The organism is Hydrogenophaga sp. (assembly GCF_050250835.1).
Classification (GTDB): Bacteria; Pseudomonadota; Gammaproteobacteria; order Burkholderiales; family Burkholderiaceae_C; genus Hydrogenophaga.
In genome coordinates this window covers 206,418-228,636 of sequence record NZ_JBFWNX010000006.1, presented here as the reverse complement: position 1 = coordinate 228,636, position 22,219 = coordinate 206,418, and the positions used below count along the sequence as shown (strand labels likewise).

20 protein-coding genes and 2 pseudogenes are annotated in these 22,219 nt (G+C 65.0%); 6 read left to right on the top strand and 16 right to left on the bottom strand.

Going from position 1 to position 22,219, the window contains the following annotated elements:
• The 3 genes and pseudogenes from AB7F11_RS10615 to AB7F11_RS10605 all read right to left on the bottom strand — a co-directional run.
• On the bottom strand, positions 1-803 hold an 803-nt coding region (locus tag AB7F11_RS10615), incomplete at its 3' end, for an ABC transporter substrate-binding protein (protein WP_428300739.1).
• A 31-nt stretch (positions 804-834) separates the two neighbouring features.
• A pseudogene (locus AB7F11_RS10610) lies at positions 835-939 on the bottom strand (enoyl-CoA hydratase/isomerase family protein); the annotation flags it as partial.
• 197 nt (positions 940-1,136) lie between these two features.
• Positions 1,137-2,015 carry a helix-turn-helix domain-containing protein gene (locus AB7F11_RS10605; protein ID WP_428288720.1) on the bottom strand — a complete coding sequence of 293 codons (879 nt, stop codon included), beginning with the start codon at positions 2,013-2,015 and terminating at the stop codon, positions 1,137-1,139.
• Between the two features lie 155 nt (positions 2,016-2,170).
• On the opposite strand from AB7F11_RS10605, the pseudogene AB7F11_RS10600 reads away from it, so the two are divergent.
• Together AB7F11_RS10600 and AB7F11_RS10595 are read left to right on the top strand one after the other, a co-directional pair.
• Positions 2,171-2,418 (top strand): annotated as a pseudogene (locus tag AB7F11_RS10600) (hypothetical protein); the annotation flags it as partial.
• Between the two features lie 505 nt (positions 2,419-2,923).
• Positions 2,924-3,376, top strand: a complete 453-nt coding sequence (locus AB7F11_RS10595) for a hypothetical protein (protein ID WP_428288721.1) — start codon at positions 2,924-2,926, stop codon at positions 3,374-3,376.
• A gap of 445 nt (positions 3,377-3,821) precedes the next feature.
• Here the strand turns inward: AB7F11_RS10595 and AB7F11_RS10590 are convergent, their stop codons facing one another.
• The 5 genes from AB7F11_RS10590 to ilvB all read right to left on the bottom strand — a co-directional run bounded on the left by AB7F11_RS10590 (position 3,822) and on the right by ilvB (position 11,251).
• Positions 3,822-5,081, bottom strand: a complete 1,260-nt coding sequence (locus AB7F11_RS10590) for a type II toxin-antitoxin system HipA family toxin (protein WP_428288722.1) — start codon at positions 5,079-5,081, stop codon at positions 3,822-3,824.
• Positions 5,078-5,404: a helix-turn-helix transcriptional regulator gene (locus tag AB7F11_RS10585; protein ID WP_428288723.1), complete on the bottom strand. Its 327-nt coding sequence runs from the start codon at positions 5,402-5,404 to the stop codon at positions 5,078-5,080. The genes AB7F11_RS10590 and AB7F11_RS10585 overlap by 4 nt, the downstream gene beginning before the upstream one ends.
• A gap of 67 nt (positions 5,405-5,471) precedes the next feature.
• On the bottom strand, positions 5,472-5,645 hold the full coding sequence (locus AB7F11_RS10580; RefSeq protein WP_428299965.1) for a hypothetical protein: 174 nt from the start codon (positions 5,643-5,645) through the stop codon (positions 5,472-5,474).
• Between the two features lie 144 nt (positions 5,646-5,789).
• On the bottom strand, positions 5,790-9,386 hold the full coding sequence (locus AB7F11_RS10575; RefSeq protein WP_428288725.1) for an indolepyruvate ferredoxin oxidoreductase family protein: 3,597 nt from the start codon (positions 9,384-9,386) through the stop codon (positions 5,790-5,792).
• 101 nt (positions 9,387-9,487) lie between these two features.
• Positions 9,488-11,251 carry a biosynthetic-type acetolactate synthase large subunit gene (ilvB, locus tag AB7F11_RS10570; RefSeq protein ID WP_428288726.1) on the bottom strand — a complete coding sequence of 588 codons (1,764 nt, stop codon included), beginning with the start codon at positions 11,249-11,251 and terminating at the stop codon, positions 9,488-9,490.
• A gap of 56 nt (positions 11,252-11,307) precedes the next feature.
• Here ilvB and AB7F11_RS10565 point away from each other — a divergent pair, with 56 nt between their 5' ends.
• Positions 11,308-11,829, top strand: coding sequence for an Lrp/AsnC family transcriptional regulator (locus AB7F11_RS10565; RefSeq protein WP_428288727.1), 522 nt, complete (start codon positions 11,308-11,310; stop codon positions 11,827-11,829).
• 198 nt (positions 11,830-12,027) lie between these two features.
• Here AB7F11_RS10565 and AB7F11_RS10560 read toward each other — a convergent pair whose 3' ends face one another.
• From AB7F11_RS10560 to AB7F11_RS10525, 8 genes are all read right to left on the bottom strand, one after another.
• Entirely contained in the window at positions 12,028-12,462 is a 435-nt protein-coding gene (locus tag AB7F11_RS10560) for a hypothetical protein (protein ID WP_428288728.1), read from the bottom strand.
• A gap of 80 nt (positions 12,463-12,542) precedes the next feature.
• Positions 12,543-13,265 carry an HAD-IA family hydrolase gene (locus AB7F11_RS10555; RefSeq protein WP_428288729.1) on the bottom strand — a complete coding sequence of 241 codons (723 nt, stop codon included), beginning with the start codon at positions 13,263-13,265 and terminating at the stop codon, positions 12,543-12,545.
• Between the two features lies 1 nt (position 13,266).
• On the bottom strand, positions 13,267-14,142 hold the full coding sequence (locus tag AB7F11_RS10550; protein ID WP_428288730.1) for a phosphoribulokinase: 876 nt from the start codon (positions 14,140-14,142) through the stop codon (positions 13,267-13,269).
• 44 nt (positions 14,143-14,186) lie between these two features.
• The gene (locus tag AB7F11_RS10545; protein WP_428288731.1) at positions 14,187-15,275 is read right to left on the bottom strand and encodes a class 1 fructose-bisphosphatase; all 1,089 of its coding nucleotides are present in this window, start codon (positions 15,273-15,275) and stop codon (positions 14,187-14,189) included.
• A 33-nt stretch (positions 15,276-15,308) separates the two neighbouring features.
• Positions 15,309-16,076: an HAD-IA family hydrolase gene (locus tag AB7F11_RS10540; protein WP_428299966.1), complete on the bottom strand. Its 768-nt coding sequence runs from the start codon at positions 16,074-16,076 to the stop codon at positions 15,309-15,311.
• The gene (gene cbbX / locus AB7F11_RS10535) at positions 16,069-17,031 is read right to left on the bottom strand and encodes a CbbX protein (RefSeq protein WP_428299967.1); all 963 of its coding nucleotides are present in this window, start codon (positions 17,029-17,031) and stop codon (positions 16,069-16,071) included. The genes AB7F11_RS10540 and cbbX overlap by 8 nt, the downstream gene beginning before the upstream one ends.
• 14 nt (positions 17,032-17,045) lie before the next feature.
• A complete protein-coding gene (locus AB7F11_RS10530; protein ID WP_428288733.1) occupies positions 17,046-17,492 on the bottom strand; it encodes a ribulose bisphosphate carboxylase small subunit in 447 nt (148 codons plus the stop codon).
• Between the two features lie 19 nt (positions 17,493-17,511).
• Entirely contained in the window at positions 17,512-18,981 is a 1,470-nt protein-coding gene (locus AB7F11_RS10525; protein WP_428288734.1) for a form I ribulose bisphosphate carboxylase large subunit, read from the bottom strand.
• 105 nt (positions 18,982-19,086) lie between these two features.
• Between AB7F11_RS10525 and AB7F11_RS10520 the strand changes: the two genes are divergently transcribed.
• The 3 genes from AB7F11_RS10520 (at position 19,087) to AB7F11_RS10510 (ending at position 22,184) form a co-directional block, all read left to right on the top strand.
• Positions 19,087-20,034: a LysR substrate-binding domain-containing protein gene (locus AB7F11_RS10520; RefSeq protein WP_428288735.1), complete on the top strand. Its 948-nt coding sequence runs from the start codon at positions 19,087-19,089 to the stop codon at positions 20,032-20,034.
• 59 nt (positions 20,035-20,093) lie between these two features.
• Complete coding sequence (locus tag AB7F11_RS10515) at positions 20,094-20,684, top strand: TetR/AcrR family transcriptional regulator (RefSeq protein ID WP_428288736.1); 591 nt, start codon at positions 20,094-20,096, stop codon at positions 20,682-20,684.
• 141 nt (positions 20,685-20,825) lie between these two features.
• The gene (locus AB7F11_RS10510; RefSeq protein ID WP_428288737.1) at positions 20,826-22,184 is read left to right on the top strand and encodes an MATE family efflux transporter; all 1,359 of its coding nucleotides are present in this window, start codon (positions 20,826-20,828) and stop codon (positions 22,182-22,184) included.
• Positions 22,185-22,219: the final 35 nt, after the last annotated feature.

The following is a 22,219-nucleotide window of genomic DNA, read 5'->3' as shown; positions in this document are numbered from 1 at the left end:
TTGCCGATGGCGGGCATGTTCTGCGACGTCACCGTTCCCGAAGCGCCGACCACCTGCACGCTGCGGTTGAGGCCGAACTCCGCCAGCTGCGTGAACAGGCGGACCGTGTCGTTGCCGGCCACCGAGGTGTAGATGACCGCAGGACGAGCCGAACGGATCTGCCCGAAGAAGGGCGAGTAGTCTTTGTTATCCAGCGGCGCGAACACCTCGCCGACCGACTTGGCGCCCTTGGCTTCGGCGGCCGACTTGAACGCGGCCACGGTGCTGCGGCCCATTTCGTAGTCCGGGCCGAGGTAGAACACGTTGGCGTTCGGTTTGGTCGCTGCCATCCAGTCGGCCAGGGCCGCGGACTGCATGCCGGCCCGCGCATTCACCCGGAAGACGTTGGGCGAACACTTGTCGGCGGTGATGCTGTCGGCGAAGGAAACGGTGGTGGCGATCAGGCGGCTGTTGCGCTCGGCCACCTGCCCCACGGCCAGGGTGGCGCCCGAGTTCACGGTACCGGTAAGGAAATCCACCATGCTCACCTGGAACAGCTTCTCGGCCTTCTGCACGGCGACGGCGGGATTGGCTTCCTCGTCTTCGTAGATCAGCTCGATCTGCCGGCCGGCGATGCCGCCGCCGCCATTGATCTGGCGTGCCGCGAGGTCCAGGCCCCATTTGACCTGCTGGCCGATGCCGGCGTAGGTTCCCGTCAGTGGTGTGACCACGCCGATGCGGATGGGCCCGGTCTGGGCCATGGCGGGGCCGCCCAGCGCGGAAAGCGCAAAGGTGGCCGATGCGAGCGTGATGATGCGTTTCATGACTTGTCTCCTGTGGTTGAGCAATAAGGAGTCAGGTGCCGACGAAGTTCGGATTGCGTTTGCCATGGAAGACTTCCACGCCTTCCCGGAAATCGTCCGAGCTGCGCAGGCGCGAGCAGCAGTGGCCCTCCAGCTCGTCTTCCAGGCGCTCGACGCGTTGGCCCACGAAGCCGCTGGCCGCCTTGGCCAACTCGAACCCTGCGTGCATTGCTGTCTCCTTGAAGGGAGTGTCGGCAGTGGATGGGGAGGAGGGCTAACGCATGGGTCCGGGCCATGACCGGCCGGTCTGGCGGCTGACCAAAAAGTCCGGCGATTTGTGCGCGGGCCGCGCTTTCAGATCAGTTCCGACGCTTCGCGCGCGGGAGGCTCGAACAGATTGACCTTGCGACGGTAGTCGCTGGGCGTGATGCCCAGGTGTGCGCGGAAGAAGCGCGAGAGATGGCCCGGGGCGGAAAAGCCCAGGAGCTCCGAGATGTCGGCTACCGGCTCCCGGCTGAGCGTGAGCCGCTCGACGGCCGCCTCGAATCGCAGCACGTTGGCGTAGACCAAAGGCGTGACCTGCGTGTCCCGCTGGAACAGATGGAAGAAGTGGGCCCGCGATAGTCCCGTGGCGGCTGCAACACTGTCCACATCGAGCTCGCGGGCCACATCACGCCGCATGAGGGCGATGGCCTGGCGGACTCTCGAATCCATGGCAACGGGTGGCCTGGTCCGCAGCAGGCCGGCCAGGTCGCGCCAGCCCGTGTAGCTCTCGACCACCGCGACGATGAGGTTGAACAACAGGTCTTCCAGCCGTCCGGGGGATACCTCGTCATCCCACCACAGTTCGAGGACGAATTCCTCCGCCAGCTTGCGGGTAGCCGCCGACAGGTACACGCACTTGTTGGGAAAGAAGCGGGGATGGGCCGACAACGCCAGCGAGCGCTGGATCCCGGCCAGCCAGTTGGGCTCGATGTAGAGAGCCAGGATCAGCGTGTGCTGCCCAGGGGGTGCGTCGTGCTCGTAGGCATGGTGCTCCCAGGCGTTCACCACCACTGCTGATTCGTCGGTCAGGGGAGCGCGCTCCCCGCGTACGCGAAAGGCGCTGTCCGCCCCTCCCGCCTTGATCAGGATGTGGCAGTGGTGATGCGCGTGGCCAACCAAGGGGGCATCCATGTCCAATAGGGCAACGCGGCCGAAGCGCCCCTGAAAAATCTTGACGGCTGATGACATGATTGTCTCCTGCCGACACCATAGCGGTTCTCGGATGACCTGAACAGCTGGGGCGTTCACTCTCGACTTGGTTCAGGCCGACCCGATCCGTGGGGTGACGGCTGGTTGATCTGCATCGCCTTCATGGGGCCGAACTGACAATTGTGGCCGGGGCATTCAGGCTGAGCATTGATAGCAAATTGCATGGTTGCGACCTTGTGAACCTCATGATGCGATACGTTTGCCATGGCGACCAAATGGCGACCCGAGCCCCCGTTATGCAGATCAAGAGCTGGGCCAAGGAATGACGGTTTCCTGATTCCCAGCCGGACTTCTGGGGCACTCCGAGCTTGCGTCAACAGTGAGATACCTCAGCATTGAGGTTGACGACGCACCTGAGATCTCTGGGCATACGGAGATCTGATCAGGTAAGGCGCAAGCCTCAGTGGTCCGTCGTTGCAATTGGTGCTCAAACGCCTGTCCGCCGAACGCGGGTGAACGACAGGTTCGGAAATGCCTGCCGTCGGTCAAGCGCTGCTTGCCGCAATGACCGGAAGGCAACGTCGTGACGAGTCGGTACCTCTACGACGCATGTCCGAGACCAGTCTAAAGTCGCCGCCTAGATTCCAAGGTCAACCGTGTAGCGTGTGCTGCCGGTTGCCGAGTTACGGTTGACTGCCAACAAGCTGTCGTTGGGGCCTCCGACCAGCAAGTACGTGTCATCTCCTGCCGAGAGAGCGTAGCTTTGTAAGAAACGCTGCTTCCAGCGCCTCGGCGCCCCTACCGTAATGTGCTTGACGATGATGCTCAGGACACAGGGCGATGACGTTGTCTACGGTATCGGGTCCCTGGGCTTCCCCCAGTTTCCCGGACACATCCAATGACATGATGTGTTCAGGAGATAGGCACGCCATGCCACTGATGCAGCCATGGAGCTTTGCATTGGCCTCGAAGAAGCGTTGATGTCGGGCGTAAAGCGAACCGTCGGTAGCGTGATGGTGAAATCCCCGATCACGGTCGAGCCTTGGCAGCCGGTCGCGCATGCAAGGCAGCTCATGCTTATGCATTCATTTTCGTACTTGCCTCTCTGGCTCACCGATCAGTGGTGGCTGCTTTCCGAGCTAGGTCTCGCCAAGTTCTTGAACGCGTCGCAGAACAAGAAGCACATTCGCCTTGGACTGACCATTGAACAAGCGATACACCACCAACCTAAGCTGCAGTTGCTTCCAGTTCCCAACATCAAACTCTTGACGCACGAGAGGCCGACCGAAGAATTGCTACAACTTGCTGCGGACGGAGAGGGGCCCACGCTCTGGCTGGTGATCGAGGATGGCCGCATTAATCACCTTGCTGGCGTCCTGTCACCTTTTGAACTGATGTAGGGATAGCTATAGGAGTTGTGCCGGCCGATTCTTCTTTTGCCCCCCTGATCTTTCGAGACACGGTAACGTCTAAAGGACGGGAGCACAGAAGAGGATCTTTTAAGGTCTACGGGAATTCTGACGTCTGCCGGTCTCAGATGTCACCGAAATGTTGTTGATCTGCAAGGGCATGAATTTCAATGAAATCTGAGAACCTACAGAGGCTGCTGTAGGTAGACCCATAAGCTGAGAAATTGAGCCCCATAAGTTGAAAAACTTATGGGGCTCTTTCATTCCATTGCGTAGCCCTATCGGCTTGGCTGCTATCCCAATTTGATGTGGAGACTCCTCGGGCGGTCGACCTTGCCTCAGCTTGACATGTGTAAGACGTTGTTTGGCCGAATCCATCCGTCGAGTTGAACAGCCGGTTTCGTTTGCACAGACCTAAGGTGCTTCGGGGTGTTCGCTACCTACCCGCGTACCGATAGTGCTCGTAGGCTGAGAATGCCCCTGAAGTGAGCTCCACATCGCCGCGGGCAATGCCGACTTGCCTGGCCGCAGCTTCCCACCCATCAACCGCAGAGACGACCTCTTCGACAATTTCCTTGCCGCGTTCTTCACTGAGCCCATAAAAGACCGCAGTGCTCAGCACTGTTTCGAGGCTCGGACGGTTGTCCAAATCATCGATGTTGAGGACGTGTTCCGCCTTGTCGATGTTCGGATTGACGTCGAAAGCAGGCGCCAAGCGCCAACCCGTCTCCCCCAGCACGAACCCGTGGTTGCGCAGGTGGTCGTCTCTGTTCCCAATTGCCACATTGAAGGCGACCCTACGAAACAACTGCTCCAGGTCGGCACCTGTGTGTGCACCGTCGCCCTTACCTCGAAGGAATTGGGCGAGCTCGAGGTAGCTTGTGCCCTCGCTCTGCTCCTTGCGAAGCAAGGTCATTGCGGAGGCATAGAAGCGCCGCGTGCCGTTGGCACGGTCAAAACGCCGGACGCAGAAGGTGTGGAACTCGTTGTTCAGCCGGATGGCCTTGGCGGCAGGAGCGACCACCCCCGCTTTCAGCGCAAGACCGTGCACCAGGTATTCCCAGGCACCTATGTCTCGGTCGTCGTCTCGCGCCGGGAATTTGCCAATCCACAGGGAACCATCCTCTTCAGTGAAGTTGGCTTTGGGCCTTGCGCCACCCAAGGACGCTCCAGGCGCGACCAACACGGCCAGCCACTTGCGCAGCGCGTCAAGGTCGTCGATTCGGCGACTGCTTAGCTGATAGGCAATTGCCTCCAGTTCGCGCAAGGTAGTGATGGCTGGCGCTGCCATCTTCTCGTTACCCAGAAACTCCTCGGTGCCGGCGAGCCGAAAGCGCAGCGCGCCCTGCCGGGTGAAATCCTGTACCCCGAGGAGAAAGTCCCAAGCGTACAGCGTCCTCGGTGTGCGTTTCTCGTCCTTGGCTTGCAGCGCCTCGCGGCGCTTCATCAGCGTCTGGCCCCACCGGTCAGGCGACGAATCCAGGAAGATGCCGAAGTTGCCCAGGTCGGGCTTGGGAAAAAACGGCGCATCGTCCAGTGAGAGGTCCGGGTCTAGTGCAAACGCGCGCGCATCGCTCAGCCACGCCCGCTCGTAGTGGAATCGGATTTGGCCGCGGTCGTTCGCCAGGGTGCCTACCAGGCAGGGCGGTCCAAGGTCGCAATCGAGCCAGACCTCCAAAGCGTTGGCGACGCTCATGACGCAGTCCCAGAACCGTCTGCGCGGCCGGCAGGGGCCTGCGGGACAGTGCGCCGGCGTCGCGGCGCTGAAGCCGGCGCCTCAAGTGCGAGGTCCTGCAGCTTGCGGCCCACCTTGTCATCTGCAGCCAGTGCGTTGATGTCGGCCTCCAGACCCAGGGCCGCCATGACTCGCAGGTACGTGCCCAGGGTTGCTCCCGGGTCACCCGCCTCCACCTTGTACAGGGAGGTCCGCGAGATGCCCGCCCGCTGAGCCACCACGGGGTTGCTCAACTTTCGCCGCATGCGCGCGAGCTTCAACCGCTCTCCCAACAGGGAAAGCAACTTCAGCTCTTGCGGAAAGACGGGAGGGGGCTTGCGCGGCATTCCGCTATTTTAGACAAAATCTCCTTTATTTGTCCAAAATAGCGAACAGCAGCCGGTCGGCAAGCTTTCGCAACTGCGCGAGCGAGATTCGGTCGTCCGCTTCGGATGGTTCGGATTTGTGCAGCGTCGCCCCAGAAATGCCCAGCCGCTGGGCCTGCTGGCGTTCCATGCGCCCCAATGCCTCCAGGATCAGCTTCAACCAGCTCCGCGGCGGGGCCTGCCGTTTGACCATGTCTGCGTAACTGGACAGATTGGCCTGCAGCTGCTCGATTCGGAGCTGGTTGAGTTCGGGGTCATTTTTTAGCCTGTGGGCTGAAGATTTCTGGCCACAGGAGGGACCGGTTCACGCCGCAAGCCAATCGTCCGTTTTCTGTGCTTCGCGACCGTCCACTGGCCCGGCGCTGGTCAAGGCGGTCCACTGAGCGCGCGCTGTCGCCACGCTGGCCAGCTTCACGTGGCCATAGCCTCGAATGGACTCGGGCACCCGTGCGATCGCCAGTGCGCGCGGCAGCGTCGATTCGCTCAGGTCTTCGAGCTCACGCTCGATGTGCGCACGGAACTCCGTGATCAGCGCGCGTTCCATCTGCCGCTCTTCGGTGCGACCGAACGGATCCATCGCCGTGCCGCGCAGAAACTTGAACCTGGCGAGCAGGGGGAAGGCGCGGCCCATCCAGGCGCCGAAACGGCGTTTGCGCGGCGCGCCATCGCGATCCAGCGAGGGTGGCGCCAGGTGGTAGCTCAGTTTCAGCGGCCCTTCGAACGCGGCCTCCAGCTGGGCGCGGAATTCCGGCGCGGTGTACAGGCGGGCCACCTCGTACTCGTCCTTGTAGGCCATGAGCTTGTAGAGGTGGGTGGCCACGAGGCGGGTGAGGCGATCGCCGCCCACGGCCTGGGCTTCGGTTTGCCGCACGCGCTCAACGAACTCGGCGTACTCGGCTGCGTAGGCCGCGTTCTGATAGGCGGTCAGCAAACCGATGCGGTGCTCGACGAGGGGCTGCAGGCCTTGCGGGCGGTGCAAGGTCATGGTCTGTGCGGGCAGCGCCTGCCGGCGCACGCGCTCCAGGTCGATCGCGGCCAGCCGGCCCCACTGGAAGGCCCGCACGTTCGCGGCCACGGCCACGCCATTGAGTTCGATGGCGCGCAGCAGGGCGTCCAGCGAAAGCGGCAGCGCGCCGCGCTGGAACGCGAGGCCGAGCAGGAAGAGGTTGGCGCCGATGGCGTCGCCCAGCAAGGCGGTGGCCAGTGCAGTGGCATCCAGAAACTCGGCGCGCTCGCCCGTGGCATCGCGGATCAACGCCCGGAGATCGTCGGCGGGAAACTGCCAGTCGGGGTCGCGTGCGAACGGGCCCGCAGGTTGCTCGTGGCTGTTCACCAGGGCCAGGGTCCGGCCTGGGCGCATCTTGCTCACGGCATCGGCCGCGCCGGCGGTGAGCATGTCGCAGGCCAGGATCAGGTCGGCCTCACCGGTGGCGATGCGCTGTGCGCGCAGTTGGGCGGGGCGCGCGGCAATGCGCACGTGCGAGGTGACGGCGCCGTTTTTCTGACTCATGCCGGTCATGTCGAGCACGCTCGTGCCTTTGCGTTCCAGGTGGGCCGCCATGCCGAGCAGCGCGCCAATGGTGATGACACCGGTGCCGCCAATGCCGGTGATGAGGATGTTGAACGGCTGCTCCAGCGAGCGAGCGGGCGGCAGCGGCAGGGTGTCGAAGTCGGGCTGGGCTTCGCTGCTGCGCGGGGAAGCCGACGCGCGACGGGGCGTGGCACCGGTCACTGTGACGAAACTCGGGCAGAAGCCTTTCAGGCAGGAGAGGTCCACGTTGCAGGACGACTGGTCGATCACGCGCTTGCGGCCCAGAGCCGTTTCCTTGGGCAGGATGGCGGTGCAATTGGATTGCTGGCCGCAGTCCCCGCAACCTTCGCAGACCGCCTCGTTGATGAACACGCGCTCGGTGGCCTGCGGGTATTCCTTCTTTTTGCGGCGGCGCCGCTTTTCGGCGGCGCAGGTCTGGTCGTAGATGATCACGCTCACCCCGGTCTCTTCGCGCAGCGCCCGCTGCACGGCGTCGAGTTCGGCGCGGTCGTGCAGCGTGACCTGGTCGGGAATGCCCTGGCGATCCGGGTAGCGGCTCAGGTCTTCGGTCACGATGGCGATGCGGTCCACGCCTTCGGCGCTGAGCTGGCGCGCGATCTCGCGCACGCCAATGGGACCATCGACAGGCTGGCCACCGGTCATGGCCACGGCGTCGTTGTAAAGAATCTTGTAGGTGATGCGCACCGGCATCGTGCGGTTGGCCGCGACCGCCGCGCGAATCGCCAGGCTGCCCGAGTGGTAGTAGGTGCCGTCGCCGAGGTTGGAGAACACGTGCGGCACCTTGCTGAAGGCGGAGGCACCGATCCAGGGCGTGCCTTCCCCGCCCATTTGCGTGGTGAGCTTGTTGAATTCGGGGTAGATGGCGGTGGCCATCACATGGCAGCCGATGCCGGCCAGGGCGAAGCTGCCCTCGGGCACGCGCGTGCTGGTGTTGTGCGGACAGCCTGAGCAGTACCAGGCGGGGCGCGGCGGTGTGGACACGGTGCGCGCGAGCAAGGCGTCCTTGGACTCGAGGAACGCCAGACGCGCTTCGATCCGTTCGCTGCGTTGCGTCTCCAGGCCGAGACGGCGGATGCGCGAAGCGATCACGCGCGCGACCTGCGCCACCGAGAAGTCGTGCTTGGGAGGCAGCAGCCAGTCGCCGCGACCGCGCGGGTTGTGCACCTCCCATTCCCCGCGTTCGTCGAACTTGCCGATCACGCGCGGGCGCACGTCTTCGCGCCAGTTGTAGAGCTGTTCCTTGAGCTGGTACTCGACCATCTGGCGCTTTTCCTCGACCACCAGGATTTCTTCCAGGCCGCGCGAGAACTCGCGGATGCCTTCAGGCTCCAGCGGCCAGGGCATCGACACCTTGAACACGCGCATGCCGATCTCGGCCGCCAGCGCTTCGTCGATGCCGAGTTCCTCCAGCGCCTCGAGCACGTCGAGGTAGCTCTTGCCCGAAGCCACGATGCCCAGCCGCGCCTGCGGCGAGTCGATGGTGACGCGGTTGAGCCGGTTCTCGCGGGCATAGGCCATGGCCGCATAGATCTTGTGGTCCTGCATCAGCGCTTCCTGCTTGCGCGCCTGCACGCCCAGCGTGTCGGTGGACAGGCGGTTGTTCAGGCCGCCTTCGGGCATGACGAATTCGCCGGGCAGGCGGGTCTGCACCGCAAAGGGGTCGGCGCTGATGGATGCGCTGGATTCGACCGTGTCGGCCAATGCCTTGAAGCCGACCGCGCAGCCGGAAAAGCGCGACATGGCCCATCCGTGCAGGCCGAGCTCGATGTACTCCTGCACATTGCAGGGGTAGAGCATCGGGATCATGGAGGCCGCGAACACGTGGTCGCTCTGGTGCGGCAGCGTGGACGAATAGGCGCCGTGGTCGTCGCCCGCCACCAGCAGCATGCCGCCATGGCGCGAGCTGCCGGCGTGGTTCATGTGCTTGAACACGTCGATGCTGCGGTCCACGCCGGGGCCCTTGCCGTACCAGAGGCCGAACACGCCGTGGTAGTCGCTCTCGCCAAGCAGGTGCACCTGCTGGCTGCCCCAGACCGCCGTGGCGGCCAGTTCCTCGTTCACGCCGGGCACGAAGCGCACATGGTGTGCGTCCAGATGCGGCTTCGCTTTCCAGAGCGCTTCGTCCAGCCCACCCAGGGGCGAGCCCCGGTAGCCCGACACGAAGCCCCCCGTGTTCAGGCCCTCGGCCTGGTCGCGCAGCCGCTGCATGAGCGGCAGGCGCACCAGCGCCTGGATGCCGCTGAGGTAGATCTCGCCGGTGGTGGCCGTGTATTTGTCGTCCAGCGACACCGGGCGCAAGGCCGGTTCCTGGGGCTCAAGGGGGTGCAGTGCATCGACCCGTGCATTCATGGCAAGTCTCCGTCCTCGTGGGACCGTGGGAATGAACAGCGCGCGCGGGGTGGCCGCATGCGCCAAAAAGAGCCGAGTGCTGCGGGTGGGCAGCACACGACTCAGCGATTGTCGTACCAGACGCCGTCGGCCAGCATGATTTCGTGATGGCCTCGTCCGGCGGGCATCATGGGGTAGCAGTTTTCCTGGGGCGCCACACCCACATCAAGAAAGAAGGGACCATCGTGGGCCAGGCATTGCGCCAGGGCGGCGTCGAGCTCTTGCGGATGGTCCACACGCCGGGCGCCCCAGCCGAAGGCACGCGCCAGGGCCACAAAATCCGGCAGCGCGGCGTTCCAGCTGTGGCTCAGGCGGTTGCCGTGAATCAGCTGCTGCCACTGGCGCACCATGCCCATGTAGCCGTTGTTGCACAGCACCAGCTTCACGGGCGTCTGGTGCTGAACGGCGGTGGACAGTTCCTGGATGTTCATCAGCACCGAGGCGTCGCCGCTGACGCACACCACGGTCTTGTCCGGGTGGGCGACCTGCGCTCCGATGGCGGCGGGCAGGCCGTAACCCATGGTGCCCGCGCCTCCCGAGGTGAGCCAGCGCCGCGGGCGCTCCATGCGCAGGTGCTGCGCTGCCCACATCTGGTGTTGACCCACATCGGTGGAGACGATGGCATCGTGCCCCTCGAGCCGTGCCTGCAGGGCCTGCATCAGCTGCTGCGGAAGGATCGTGTCCTGGGCGGGCGTGAAAGCCAGGCAGTTGGCCGATCGCCAGTGGTCAATGCGGGACCACCATGGCGCCAGGCGAGACGCTGGCAGAGCCGGTGGCAGCACGCTGGCGAGCGCCGCGAGCACCTCGCCGCAGTCACCCGCCAGGGCCACGTCCACAGGCACCACCTTGCCGATGTTGCCCGGGTGGATGTCGATGTGGATCTTGCGCGCGCCGGGGCAGAAGTCGCTCAGGCGGCCGGTGATGCGGTCGTCGAAACGGGCACCCACACACAGCACCAGGTCGGCGTGATGCATGGCCAGATTGGCCTGCACCGTGCCGTGCATGCCCAGCATGCCGAGAAAGTGCGGATCGGACGCCGGCATCGCGCCCAGGCCGATCAGGGTGAGCGTGGTGGGCAGGTTCCACGCACGAGCCAGCGCGGTGAAACGGTCGCAGGCCGCTTCACCCGCGTTGATCAGGCCGCCGCCGCCATAGAGCACGGGTCGTTGCGCCTGCGCAATGAGCGTTGCCGCGGCCTTCAGCGCCTCGTGCGATGGCGACGCCGGTACGGTCGGCAAGAATGGTTGCTCGCACGGCACCGCCCGTTCCACGCGCTGCAACTGCACATCCTTGGGCAGGTCCAGCAGCACCGGGCCAGGACGTCCGCTCAGCGCGATGCGCACCGCTTCACGCACCGCTTCGGCAATGTCGTTGGCGTCGCGAGGCTGGTGGTTCCACTTGGTCACCGGGCGCGTGAGGCCCAGCGCATCGCACTCCTGGAACGCCTGGGTGCCGATCACCCCCGTGGCCACCTGGCCACTGATGCACAGCACAGGCACCGAGTCGCTGATGGCATCGAGCAGGCCCGAAATGGTGTTGCCCACCCCGGGTCCGGAGGTGACCAGCACCACGCCCAGACGGCCCGTGCTGCGGGCATAGCCTTCGGCGGCGTGCACCGCAGCCTGCTCATGGCGCACCAGCACATGACGCAGGGCGGGCTGGCTGTACAGCGCGTCGTACAGCGGCAATGCTGCGCCGCCTGGGTATCCGAAGAGGGTGTCGACGCCGCACGCCACCAACGTGTCCAGCAGCGCTTCGGCGCCGTTGCGCAGCGGCGCGGCGCGACTCTCGGCGGGCGACAGGTTTTCAACAGTTTCTCGTTCCATGCGCAGATTTTTCTCAATCACCGGCAAAATAGGCACCTTTGTTCGGAGCTCAAACTGTGGCAACGTCGAAAATCCATCGGAAAAGTGCCATCCACGAGGAAAAACCTCCGGTTCACTTCGACAAGCACGACCTGGCCATCCTTCGTGAGCTGCTGGAGGACTCAAGACGCACGCTGCAAGAAATTGGCGCCGCGGTGAAGCTCTCACCCACCACCTGCTGGAGCCGGATCAAGCGCATGGAGGCGGAGGGCGTGATCAAGCAGTACCGCATCGAAATGGACCTCACCCGCCTCGGTTACCAGGACACCGTGATCGTCCAGCTCACGCTGGAGAGCCACACCGACGAAACCTTGTTCCATTTCGGCCGCGTGCTGGCTGAAATCCCCGAGGTGATAGAGGCCTACCTGGTCTCGGGAGACTACGACTATGTGATCCGCATCGCGGTGAAGGACACCCGCGACTACGAGCGCCTTTTGCGCGAGCGGCTCTACAAGATTCCGGGCATCCGCCACAGCAAGTCCAGCTTCGTTCTGCGCGTGCTCAAGGACGCACAGGCCCCTGTGGGTCTGCTGGGGTGAACCGTCAGGTGCCGGGACCCCAGGCCCGAAGGAGGTCTTCGGGCCTGGCCACAAGAGCGCCACCTTGGAATGGCGGTAGAGGAGGCCCGAGCGGTTCTCGGCGATGCCGTCGTAGGGACCTGCCCACTCGACTCCTTCGGCGCGAACTCGCAATTCGCGCCAACCGGGAGATTCCCATGCGCACGGCTTCGCAGGCGCCTAGTAGAAAAACACCAGGCTCGCGCGGCCCTTGAGCACCTGCCGCGCCATTTCGCGCGTCAGGCCGTGCTGCTGACCGGCCACGGTGCACGCGTAGGCGATCTTGTCGGCGCTCAGGCCGGGGCACTCTTTGGCCAGGGCGCTGCCGTTGCGGGCGGCCAGCCGAACGGCGGGGCCATACGTCCAGCGCAGCGTGTTGCACAGCTCGCGGAGTTGATCCGCCTTGACGGCGCTGGGCAGTCGAAGGCCATGGAATTCGAGGTACTGAACCAGCCGCGCCTCGTCTTCCTGGGAGATGACCGCCGCGCCACTTTCCGCATCGGTTTGAATGACCTGAAAGAAGTCCTGGTGGGTCAGTGCGTCCACCGCCTCGGGATCGAGGGCGGCGCAGGGCCGCAATCGGGTGGATGACAACGGAAAGGGAATGACGGCCATCGCAAAGAGAAAGTGTTCCTGACGGAATTCTGCCCATGCCCAGGCCGCGCGTCCGTGAGGGAATGAACACCCTTCCCGAATCAATCCGCCTCCAGGCTCTGCCCGAACAGGCCCGAATGCGCGGGCAACACGGCGGCCAGCGCCGAAAAGTCGGAAATCACGCGGTTGGGGCGGCTGTCTTCGATGGGCTGGCCCATGTTGTAGCCATGGGCCAGCGCCCAGACGGCAATGCCGGCGTTGCGCGCGGTGGCCACGTCGATGCTGGAGTCGCCCACGAACAGCGCGCGCTCCCGCGCGATGCCGAAGCGCATGAGGCAATCTTCCACGGCGGCCGGATGCGGCTTCTTCACGGCCAGGGTGTCGCCGCTGATGACGCGGTGAAACAGCGGTGTGAGCTGGTGGGCGTTGAGCACGGTGCGCGTGTAGCGGTCTTCCTTGTTGGTGACGACCACCAGCTTCACGCCGGCGGCGTGGAGCGCTTCGAGCATGAGGCGCACACCGGGGTAGAGTTGGCTGCGGGTGCCGCAACGCTGTTCGTAGTGCAAGCCAAACGCGGCCTCGATGTCGGGAAAGGACGCGCTGGTGCGCACGGTCTGCGCATCGACGCGGTCCACGAACGCCAGCGCCTGGATCAGCAGCTCGCGCGTGCCGTGGCCGATCCAGTGATCGACCTGTTGCTGCGTGACCGCTGGTCGCTCAAAGGCGGTCAGTGTGTCGTTGACGGCGTCGGCGATTTCGGGCGCGGTCTCGATCAAGGTGCCGTCCAGATCGAACAGGATGAGGTCGTAGGGGTAGCCTTTCATGTCACGCGGCCCTCTGCTTGCGTTCCATCATGCGCCACACGAAGGGCGTGAAGATGAGCTGCATGGCCAGTTCCATCTTGCCGCCGGGCACCACGATGGTGTTGGCGCGCGACATGAAGGAGTCGTGCACCATGTTGAGCAGGTACTGGAAGTCGATGCCCTTGGGCTTGGCGAAGCGGATCACCACGAAGCTTTCGTCGGGCGCCGGGATTTCCCGCGCGATGAAGGGGTTGGAGGTGTCCACGCAGGGCACGCGCTGGAAGTTCACGTGCGTGTGCGCGAACTGCGGGCAGATGTAGTTCACATAGTCGGGCATGCGCCTCAGAATGGTGTCGGTCACGGCTTCGGTGCTGTAGCCGCGTTTGGACTTGTCGCGCCAGAGCTTCTGGATCCATTCGAGGTTGATCACCGGCACCACGCCGATGAGCAGGTCGGGGTGCTGGGCGATATTGACCTCGGGCGTGACCACCGCGCCGTGCAGGCCTTCGTAGAAGAGCAGGTCGGTGCCCTCAGGCAGGTCGGCCCACGGCGTGAAGGTGCCAGGCTCCTGGCGATAGGGCGCGGCTTCCTCCGTGTCGTGCAGGTATTTGCGAGAGCGTCCCGTGCCGTTGCGCCCGTAGTCGGCGAACAGCGCTTCGAGTTCGGCAAAGAGGTTGTTCTCGGGGCCGAAGTGGCTGAAGTTGCGGTTGCCGGCGTGCTCGGCTTCGGCTTGGCGCAGCTTCATCTGCTGGCGGTCGTGGCGGTGGAAGCTGTCTCCTTCGATGATGGCGGCGGTGATGCTTTCGCGCCGGAAGATGTTCTCGAAGGTGCGGGTCACCGAAGTGGTTCCCGCACCGGACGAACCAGTGATGGCAATGATGGGGTGGCGCTCAGACATGGGAATGTCCCGTGGAGTTGGAAAGCGGTTCGGGCAACGCCGTGTCAGACGCGAAACAGGCTGCGTTCGGAGAACAGGGGGTTGTCCAGCGCCTTGTAGGGCGGTTCGGCGTGGTAGCGCTCGATGCGCTCGACCTCGTTCTTCGAGCCGAACACCAGCCCGATGCGCTGGTGCAGCGAGTCGGGCTGCACGCCGAGCATGGGCACGCGGCCGGTGCTGGCGCGGCCACCGGCCTGCTCCATGATGAAGCCGATGGGGTTGGCTTCGTACAGCAGGCGCAGGCGGCCAGGCTTTTTCGCGTCCTTCGTGTCTCTGGGGTAGAGGAACACGCCGCCGCGCATCAGGATGCGGTGGGCCTCGGCCACCATGCTGGCGATCCAGCGCATGTTGAAATCCTTGCCCCGCGGGCCGGTGCGCCCGGCCAGGCACTCGTCCACATAGCGCTTCACCGGCGGTTCCCAGAAGCGGCTGTTGGACGCGTTGATGGCGAATTCCTGGGTGTCGGCTGGCACGGTGAGGTCGGGGTGCGTGAGCATGAACTCACCCAGGTTCGGGTCCAGCGTGAAGCCGGCGACACCGTTGCCCACCGTGAGCACGAGCATGGTGGTGGGGCCATACAGCGCGTAGCCGGCGGCCACCTGCTGGCTGCCGGGCTGCAGGAAATCGGCTTCGGTCACGTCGCGGCCATCGGCCGCCGGTGCGCGCAACACCGAGAAGATGCTGCCTACCGACACGTTCACGTCGATGTTGCTGGAACCGTCCAGCGGATCGAACACCAGCAGGTATTTGCCACGCGGGTACTTTGCCGGAATCTGGTAAGGCGTTTCCAACTCTTCAGACGCCATGCCGCCCAGGTGGCCGCCCCATTCGGTGATGCGCACGAAGTAGTCGTTGCTCAGCACGTCCAGCTTCTTCTGCGTTTCACCCTGCACGTTGACGACGCTGCCACCAGCCTCGGCGGTGTGGTTGCCCAGCAGGTCGCCCAGCGCGCCAAAGGCCACGGCGCGTGCGATGGCTTTGCAGGCCATGGCCACGTCGAGGATGAGCGCATTGAAATCGCCGCTGGCTTGCGGAAAGCGGCGGCGTTGTTCGATCAGATACTGGGTGAGGGTCTTGCGCCCGGTCAATGGCATGGGATGCTCCGCTGGGATGGAGGGATGGGGGACTCAGGCCGACTCGAACAGGGTGCCGGCGTGCCAGCGGCGCAAGGCCTCCAGCGTGACCCAGGGTTGCTCCATGCCGGCCACGCCCAGGGGCAGGCGCAGCGTGGGTTCACCCAGGTGCGGCAGCACGAGCATGGCGGCATCGAAGCGCTGGCCCACCGTGAACACGGTGGGCGTCACCAGCGTCTGCAGGCCGGCGGCGGTGGCTGCCTGCAGGCCATTCTCGGAATCCTCAAAGGCCAGGCAGGCCTGCGCGGGCAGACACAGCTCGGCCAGCACCTGCTCGTACACCAGCGGGTCGGGCTTCTTGCGCGCGGCGGTGGAGGCATCGCCCATGGCTGCGAAGTGGCGTCGCCAGTCGGCGCCCAGCGGCGTGCGCAGGAGAGCGTCCACGTTGATCGGTGTGGTGGTGGTGGCTATGGCGAGCCGCATTCCCGCGGCCAGGGCTTCGAGCATCACGCGCTGTACGCCAGGGCGCAACGGCAACTGCCCGCCGCTCACGCGGCTTTCGTAGATGCGCGTCTTGATGGCGTGGATGCGGTCGATGCGCGCGCGCAGGGCTGCGCCGCGCGGGGCAGCCGGATCGACCTGGCGCCAGTGGTGCGCAATGCGTTCCTTGCCGCCGGAGACCTTGAGCAGGCGGGTGTAGGTGTCGTCGTCCCAGTGCCAGTCCAGTTTCTCCTCGGCAAAGGCTTCGTTGAAGGCGGCCTGGTGCGCGGCTTCGGTGTCGGCCAGGGTGCCGTCCACATCGAAGATCAGGGCTTCAAGCATGGCGTGCCTCATCGCCTTGAAACAGGCGGCTGCCCAGGATGTCGGGCGCCTGCAGCGTGGTGAGTTCTTCGGCGGTCCATTCGCGCTCGGGTTGCGAAAACAGCCGGCTGGCCTGGCGCAGGCGCGCACGGTCCAGCGCGTTGCGCACGCTGCGCGCGTTGGCGAAATGCGGTTGCGCCAGGCGCAGGCCCAGGTAACGCTCGAAGGCTTCGGCGGCTTCGTTGCTGAAGCGGTGGTTCTGCCCGGCCAGCATCTGGCGCGAGATCTGCATCAGCTCGTCGGCCGTGTAGTCAGGGAACTCCAGGTGGTGCGCAATGCGCGAGCGCATGCCGGGGTTGGACTGGAAAAAGGTGTCCATGCGGTCGGCGTAGCCGGCCAGGATCACCACCAGGTCGTCGCGGTGGTTCTCCATCATCTGCAGGAGGATTTCGATCGCTTCTTGGCCGTAGTCCCGCTCGTTCTCGGGGCGGTAGAGGTAGTAAGCCTCGTCGATGAAGAGCACGCCGCCCATGGCTTTCTTGAGCACTTCGCGGGTCTTGGGTGCCGTGTGCCCGATGTACTGGCCCACCAGGTCGTCGCGCGTCACGGCCACCAGGTGGCCTTTGCGCACGTAGCCCAGGCGGTGCAGGATCTGCGCCATGCGCAACGCCACGGTGGTCTTGCCGGTGCCCGGGTTGCCGGAGAAACACATGTGCAGGCTGGGCGCCTGCGAGTCCAGGCCCAGGCCCGTGCGCAGCTTGTCGATGACCAGCAGCGCCGCGATGTCGCGCACGCGGGCCTTCACGGGCGCCAGTCCCACCAGTTGTTCGTCGAGCTCTTGCAGCACCGCCTGCACCTGCGTCTGCGCCAGCACCGCGCCCACCGAACGCGGTGGGTCGGGCTCGGGCAGGAGCGCTGGCGCCTCGGCGTCCGATGCTTTGGCCGGTGGCGTGCTGCCGGGGATGGCGTAGGACATGGCCGATCGCTCGCTCAGGCTGCGTCGCGGTACCGTTCACCCTCAGGTCGGTCGGTACCGTAGCCTCGCGTGGTGTAGCGCAGGCTGCGACCATTCACCTCCTGGCGCTCCAGCATGAAGCCGGGCTCGGTCGGTGGCCGGTTGACGATGAAACTCATCGCAATGGTCTCGACGTTGCGTGTCGAGTCGAAGGCCATCATGCGGATGTAGTGGCGCGGAAACGCCTGGCGGCAGGCCTTGAGCTCCTGCATCACACCCGCCGCATCGGCCAGATCGAACATGGGGTTGCCGTACATGCTCCAGTAGGTGTTGCGCGGGTGCGGGTCGTCGGTGTATTCCACGCTCCACGCGTAGCCCCGCTTGAGGCCATATTCGATCTGCGCGGTGATTTCGGCGTCGGTGAGGTCGGGCAGGAAGCTGAACTGGCCCTGGGTCACACGGCCGGTGGGGTTGGTCATCATGGCGTGAGTCCTCGGTGTTTCAGGCGAGCGCCGGTGTGTTCACGTAATCGCTCGAATCGGTGCTCTGGTAGTTGAAGCTGATCTCGCCCCAGGTGTCGAGCGCGGCCTTGAGCGGGCTGCAGTGTTGCGCGGCGCGCTTCAATATGTCCGGTCCTTCCTGCAGGATGTCCCTGCCTTCGTTGCGCGCTTTCACCATGGATTCAAGTGCCACGCGGTTGGCCACCGCACCGGCCTGGATGCCCATGGGGTGGCCGATGGTGCCGCCGCCGAACTGCAGCACCACGTCGTCGCCAAAGAGGTCAATGAGCTGGTGCATCTGGCCAGCGTGGATGCCGCCCGAGGCCACCGGCATCACCTTCCTGATGTCGGCCCAGTCCTGCTCGAAATGGTTGCCGCGCGGCAGGTCGACCCGGGTCACGCTTTCACGGCACACGTCGTAGTAGCCCTGCACGGTGAGGGGATCGCCTTCGAGCTTGCCCACCGCCGTGCCGGCATGGATGTGGTCCACGCCGGCCAGTCGCATCCATTTGGCGATGACGCGAAAGCTCACGCCGTGGTTTTTCTGGCGCGTGTAGGTGCCATGCCCCGCGCGGTGCAGGTGCAGGATCATGTCGTTCTTGCGCGCCCAGTGGCTCATGCTCTGGATCGCCGTGTAGCCGATCACCAGGTCGATCATCACGATCACGCTGCCCAGGTCTTTCGCAAACTCGGCGCGCTCGTACATGACTTCCATGGTGGCGGCGGTCACGTTCAGGTAGCTGCCCTTCACTTCACCGGTCTCGGCGCTGGCCTTGTTGACGGCGTCCATCACAAACAGGAAGCGATCGCGCCAGTGCATGAACGGCTGGCTGTTGATGTTCTCGTCGTCCTTCATGAAGTCCAGGCCGCCCTTGAGGCCTTCGTAGACCACGCGGCCGTAGTTCCGGCCCGAGAGTCCCAGCTTGGGCTTGGTGGTGGCACCCAGCAGCGGGCGGCCAAACTTGTCGAGCCGCTCGCGCTCCACCACCAGCCCGGTGGGCGGGCCCTTGAAGGTCTTCACGTAAGCCACGGGAATGCGGATGTCCTCCAGCCGCGCGGCCTTCAGCGGTTTGAAGCTGAAGACGTTACCGATCAGGCTGGCGGTCATGTTGGCAATGGAGCCTTCCTCAAAGAGGATCAGGTCGTACGCCACCCAGGCGAAATATTCGCCGGCCCGGCCCGGCACCGGCTCGACCTTGTAGGCCTTGGCGCGGTAGCTGTCGCAGGCGGTCAGGCGATCGGTCCAGACCACGGTCCATGTGGCGGTGCTGGACTCCCCGGCCACGGCAGCTGCGGCTTCCACCGGGTCCACGCCGTCCTGCGGCGTGATGCGAAACAGGCACAAGGTGTCGGTTTCCTTCGGGCGGTAGTCGGGCACCCAGTAGCCCATCTGCCGGTACTTGAGCACACCCGCGCTGTAGCGTTTTTTGGCGTCGGTGATCTCGGTGGGGGCAGAGAGGGTGTCGCTCATGAAGGGCTCCGGAAAGGGGTGGAAGGCGGGGTGAATGGCACTTTAGGTTTCACCAAAAACAAAGTAAATTCACGATTTCTTGGACTTCAGTTAAGTGATTGCTGAATGAAAAACGCCACCTTTCGGCAGTTGCGGGTGTTCAGCGAGGTGGCCCGCCACCTCAGCTTTGCGCGCGCGGCGCAGGTGCTGCACCTCACGCCGCCAGCGGTGACGATGCAGGTCAAGGAGCTGGAGGGCCACGTGGGCATGCCGCTGTTCGAACGCAGCGGCCGCAAGGTGGCGCTCACCACCGTGGGCGAGTACATGCTGGTCTACGCGCGAAAGATGCTGGCCACGCTCAAGGACGCCGAGGACGCGGCGGCGCGCCTGCAGAAGCTGGAAACGGGCACGCTGGTGATTGGCATGGTGAGCACCGCCAAATACTTCCTGCCGCACCTGCTGGCGGAGTTCCGCCGCGAGCATGGGAGCATCGACATCCGCCTGGCCGTGAGCAACCGCGAGCAGCTCGTGAAGATGCTGCACGCCAATGAGGTGGACATCGCCATCATGGGTCGCCCGCCCAGGGAACTCGCCACGCGCGCCGAACCCTTTGCAGCGCACCCGCACGTGTTCGTGGCAGCGGTGGATCATCCGCTGGCGCGTGCGGGCCACGTGCCCGCGGCGGTGCTGCGCGAATACGACTTCATCGTGCGCGAGCCGGGCTCGGGCACACGCGCGGCCATGGAAAAATTCCTCACCAGCCAGCAGGTCGAGCTGCGTGTGATCATGGAGATGGCCAGCAACGAGACCATCAAACAGGCCGTGATGGCGGGCATGGGCCTGAGCTTTCTCTCGCTGCACACCATCGGGCTGGAGTCGAGCAACCAGTTGATCGCGGTGCTCGATGTGGAGGGCGCGCCCGTGGTGCGCGGCTGGAACGTGGTTCACACCCTGTCCAAGCTGCTGTCGCCAGCGGCGGAAGCGTTTCGCTACTTCGTGCTGGAACGCGGCGCGTCCTACCTGGCGGAGAACTTTCCAGCGCACCTGAACCAGGCCGGCACCGCGAAGGGGTAGCCCCTCCGGCCGGGAGGTCATCTTATGATGATCGTCATATTTCTCGCTACACTTCCACCATGGAAATCGCTCCCAACCGCAAGGCGCTGACGCACGAACGCATTCTGGACACGGCCGCTCGCGTGATCCGGCGCGCCGGGTTCCATGGCGTCGGGGTGGCCGACATCATGAAGGAGGCCGGCCTGACCCATGGCGGCTTCTATGCCCACTTTCCTTCGCGCGACGCCTTGCTGGCCGAGGCCCTGGCGCACGCGGGCCGCCAGAGCGCCGAGCGCATGGCCAAAGGCAATGGCATGCGCCAAGCCCGTGGCGCCAGCCCGTTTCGCGCACTCGTCGAAGGCTACCTCTCGGACCGTCATCTCGGTGGCGCCGAGAACGGTTGTGCCGTGGCTGCGCTGGCATCCGAAATGCCACGCCAGGTACCTGACGTGCGAGCCGCCTCGGCGCAAAGCGTGCGCAGCCTCATCGAACTGGTGGAGAAATCTCTGCCTGCCGACGCCGCTGGCGCCAGCGCTGCCGCCATTGCGAGCCAGATGGTGGGCGCCTTGCAGCTGGCGCGCGCGCTCGGCGAGGGCCCCGAAGGCAAGGCGCTGCTGGAAGTCAATCGCAAAGCCTTGCTGTCGCAGTTCGATCCGGCATCCAGCCACTGACGCGCCAGAGGCGGCACGACACCATTTGATCGCCCTTGATTATGACGATCATCATATTCACCAACGCAGGATGGTACCCATGAAACTTCAGCACGCCCCCCCTTCCCATCGCGGCGAAATGGGCACCACAGAGATGTCCACATGAGCGCCGCCATTGCCCAGGCCCGCGTGCAGCAGATGCTGCACGCGCCACTGTTGCCGACGCTCTTGCGCCTGGCCACGCCCAATGTCATGGGGCTGTTTGCCATGACGGTGGTGATCGGATACGACGGCTACATCCTCGGTCGCCTGGGGGCCGATGCACTGGCGGGCATCGCGCTGGTGTTTCCCCTGTCCATGCTGATGCTGCAGATGTCGGCCGGTGGCATCGGCGGCGCGACCACCGCCGCCGTGGCACGTGCCCTGGGCGCCGGTCGTGGCGAGGACGCCAGTCGGCTGGCCCAGCAGTCGATGCTGCTGGGGCTGCTGCTGGCCGTGCTGTTCATGCTGGTGCTGCTGATCTTCGGTGCCACGATCTACGGCGCCATGGGTGGGCGAGGATCGGCGCTGGACACCGCCTTGGCCTATTCCAACGTGCTGTTCGGCGGCGCGGTGGTGATCTGGCTCACCAACGTGCTGGCGGCGGTGGTGCGCGGTGCGGGCAACATGCTTCTGCCCTCGTTGATGCTGCTGGGCACCGCCGTGCTGCACGTGGCCCTGTGCCCCTTGCTGGTGTTTGGCTGGGGTCCGGTGCCGGGCCTGGGTGTGGCCGGCGCTGCGGCCAGCACGCTCACCGTCAATGCCCTGTCGGCCGTGGTGATGGCGATCTACCTGCTGCGCGCCGACGGCGCGGTTCACCTCCACCGCACACCTTGGCGCCTGCACCTGCCGCTGATGCGAGACATCCTGCGCGTGGGTCTGCCGGCGTCGATGAGTCCGGTGATCAGCAACGCCTCCATCGCGGCCGCCACCGCCTTCGTGGGCAGCTACGGCACTGCCGCTCTGGCAGGCTACGGCGTGGCCGCACGGCTGGAGTACATCCTGGTGCCCATTGCCTTCGGCTTCGGCACCGCGCTCACTGCGATGGTCGCCACCAACATGGGCGCAGGCCAGTCGGCGCGGGCCCTGCGAGTGGCGTGGACAGGCGGCGCCATGGTGGCGGCCATCACGGGCCTGATCGGCCTGGTCACGGCCGTCGCGCCGTCGCTGTGGATGAACCTGTTCACCACCGACGCCGCCGTGCTCGGTTTCGGCGCGTCGTACCTGCACCTCGTGGGCGCCTGCTACGCCTTCTTCGGCCTGGGTCTGGCGCTGTTCTTCGCTTCGCAGGGCGCGGGTCGCATGTTCTGGCCGCTCACGGCCAGCATGGGCCGCCTGGTGGTGCTGGTGGTGGGCGGCTGGCTCTGTGTACACGTGTTCCAGGCGCCGGCCACCGCCTTCTTCGCCGTCGTCGCCTTCAGCCTGGTCGTGTACGGTTCCACCCTGGCCATCGCCATCCGCCTGGGCAGCTGGGCGCGATGAGCAGGATGATTGACCCCCATTCAAAAGGAGACCCG

What these genes read in the sequence shown, in the direction of transcription:
- AB7F11_RS10555 (WP_428288729.1), bottom strand. Translation starts at nt 13,265, where the DNA reads ATGAAAGGCTACCCCTACGACCTCATCCTGTTCGATCTGGACGGCACC.
- AB7F11_RS10575 (WP_428288725.1), bottom strand. Translation starts at nt 9,386, where the DNA reads ATGAATGCACGGGTCGATGCACTGCACCCCCTTGAGCCCCAGGAACCG.
- AB7F11_RS10545 (WP_428288731.1), bottom strand. Translation starts at nt 15,275, where the DNA reads ATGCCATTGACCGGGCGCAAGACCCTCACCCAGTATCTGATCGAACAA.
- AB7F11_RS10520 (WP_428288735.1), top strand. Translation starts at nt 19,087, where the DNA reads ATGAAAAACGCCACCTTTCGGCAGTTGCGGGTGTTCAGCGAGGTGGCC.
- AB7F11_RS10550 (WP_428288730.1), bottom strand. Translation starts at nt 14,142, where the DNA reads ATGTCTGAGCGCCACCCCATCATTGCCATCACTGGTTCGTCCGGTGCG.
- AB7F11_RS10540 (WP_428299966.1), bottom strand. Translation starts at nt 16,076, where the DNA reads ATGCTTGAAGCCCTGATCTTCGATGTGGACGGCACCCTGGCCGACACC.
- AB7F11_RS10525 (WP_428288734.1), bottom strand. Translation starts at nt 18,981, where the DNA reads ATGAGCGACACCCTCTCTGCCCCCACCGAGATCACCGACGCCAAAAAA.
- ilvB (WP_428288726.1), bottom strand. Translation starts at nt 11,251, where the DNA reads ATGGAACGAGAAACTGTTGAAAACCTGTCGCCCGCCGAGAGTCGCGCC.
- AB7F11_RS10530 (WP_428288733.1), bottom strand. Translation starts at nt 17,492, where the DNA reads ATGATGACCAACCCCACCGGCCGTGTGACCCAGGGCCAGTTCAGCTTC.
- AB7F11_RS10605 (WP_428288720.1), bottom strand. Translation starts at nt 2,015, where the DNA reads ATGTCATCAGCCGTCAAGATTTTTCAGGGGCGCTTCGGCCGCGTTGCC.
- AB7F11_RS10515 (WP_428288736.1), top strand. Translation starts at nt 20,094, where the DNA reads ATGGAAATCGCTCCCAACCGCAAGGCGCTGACGCACGAACGCATTCTG.
- cbbX (WP_428299967.1), bottom strand. Translation starts at nt 17,031, where the DNA reads ATGTCCTACGCCATCCCCGGCAGCACGCCACCGGCCAAAGCATCGGAC.
- AB7F11_RS10595 (WP_428288721.1), top strand. Translation starts at nt 2,924, where the DNA reads ATGGAGCTTTGCATTGGCCTCGAAGAAGCGTTGATGTCGGGCGTAAAG.
- AB7F11_RS10590 (WP_428288722.1), bottom strand. Translation starts at nt 5,081, where the DNA reads ATGAGCGTCGCCAACGCTTTGGAGGTCTGGCTCGATTGCGACCTTGGA.
- AB7F11_RS10510 (WP_428288737.1), top strand. Translation starts at nt 20,826, where the DNA reads ATGAGCGCCGCCATTGCCCAGGCCCGCGTGCAGCAGATGCTGCACGCG.
- AB7F11_RS10560 (WP_428288728.1), bottom strand. Translation starts at nt 12,462, where the DNA reads ATGGCCGTCATTCCCTTTCCGTTGTCATCCACCCGATTGCGGCCCTGC.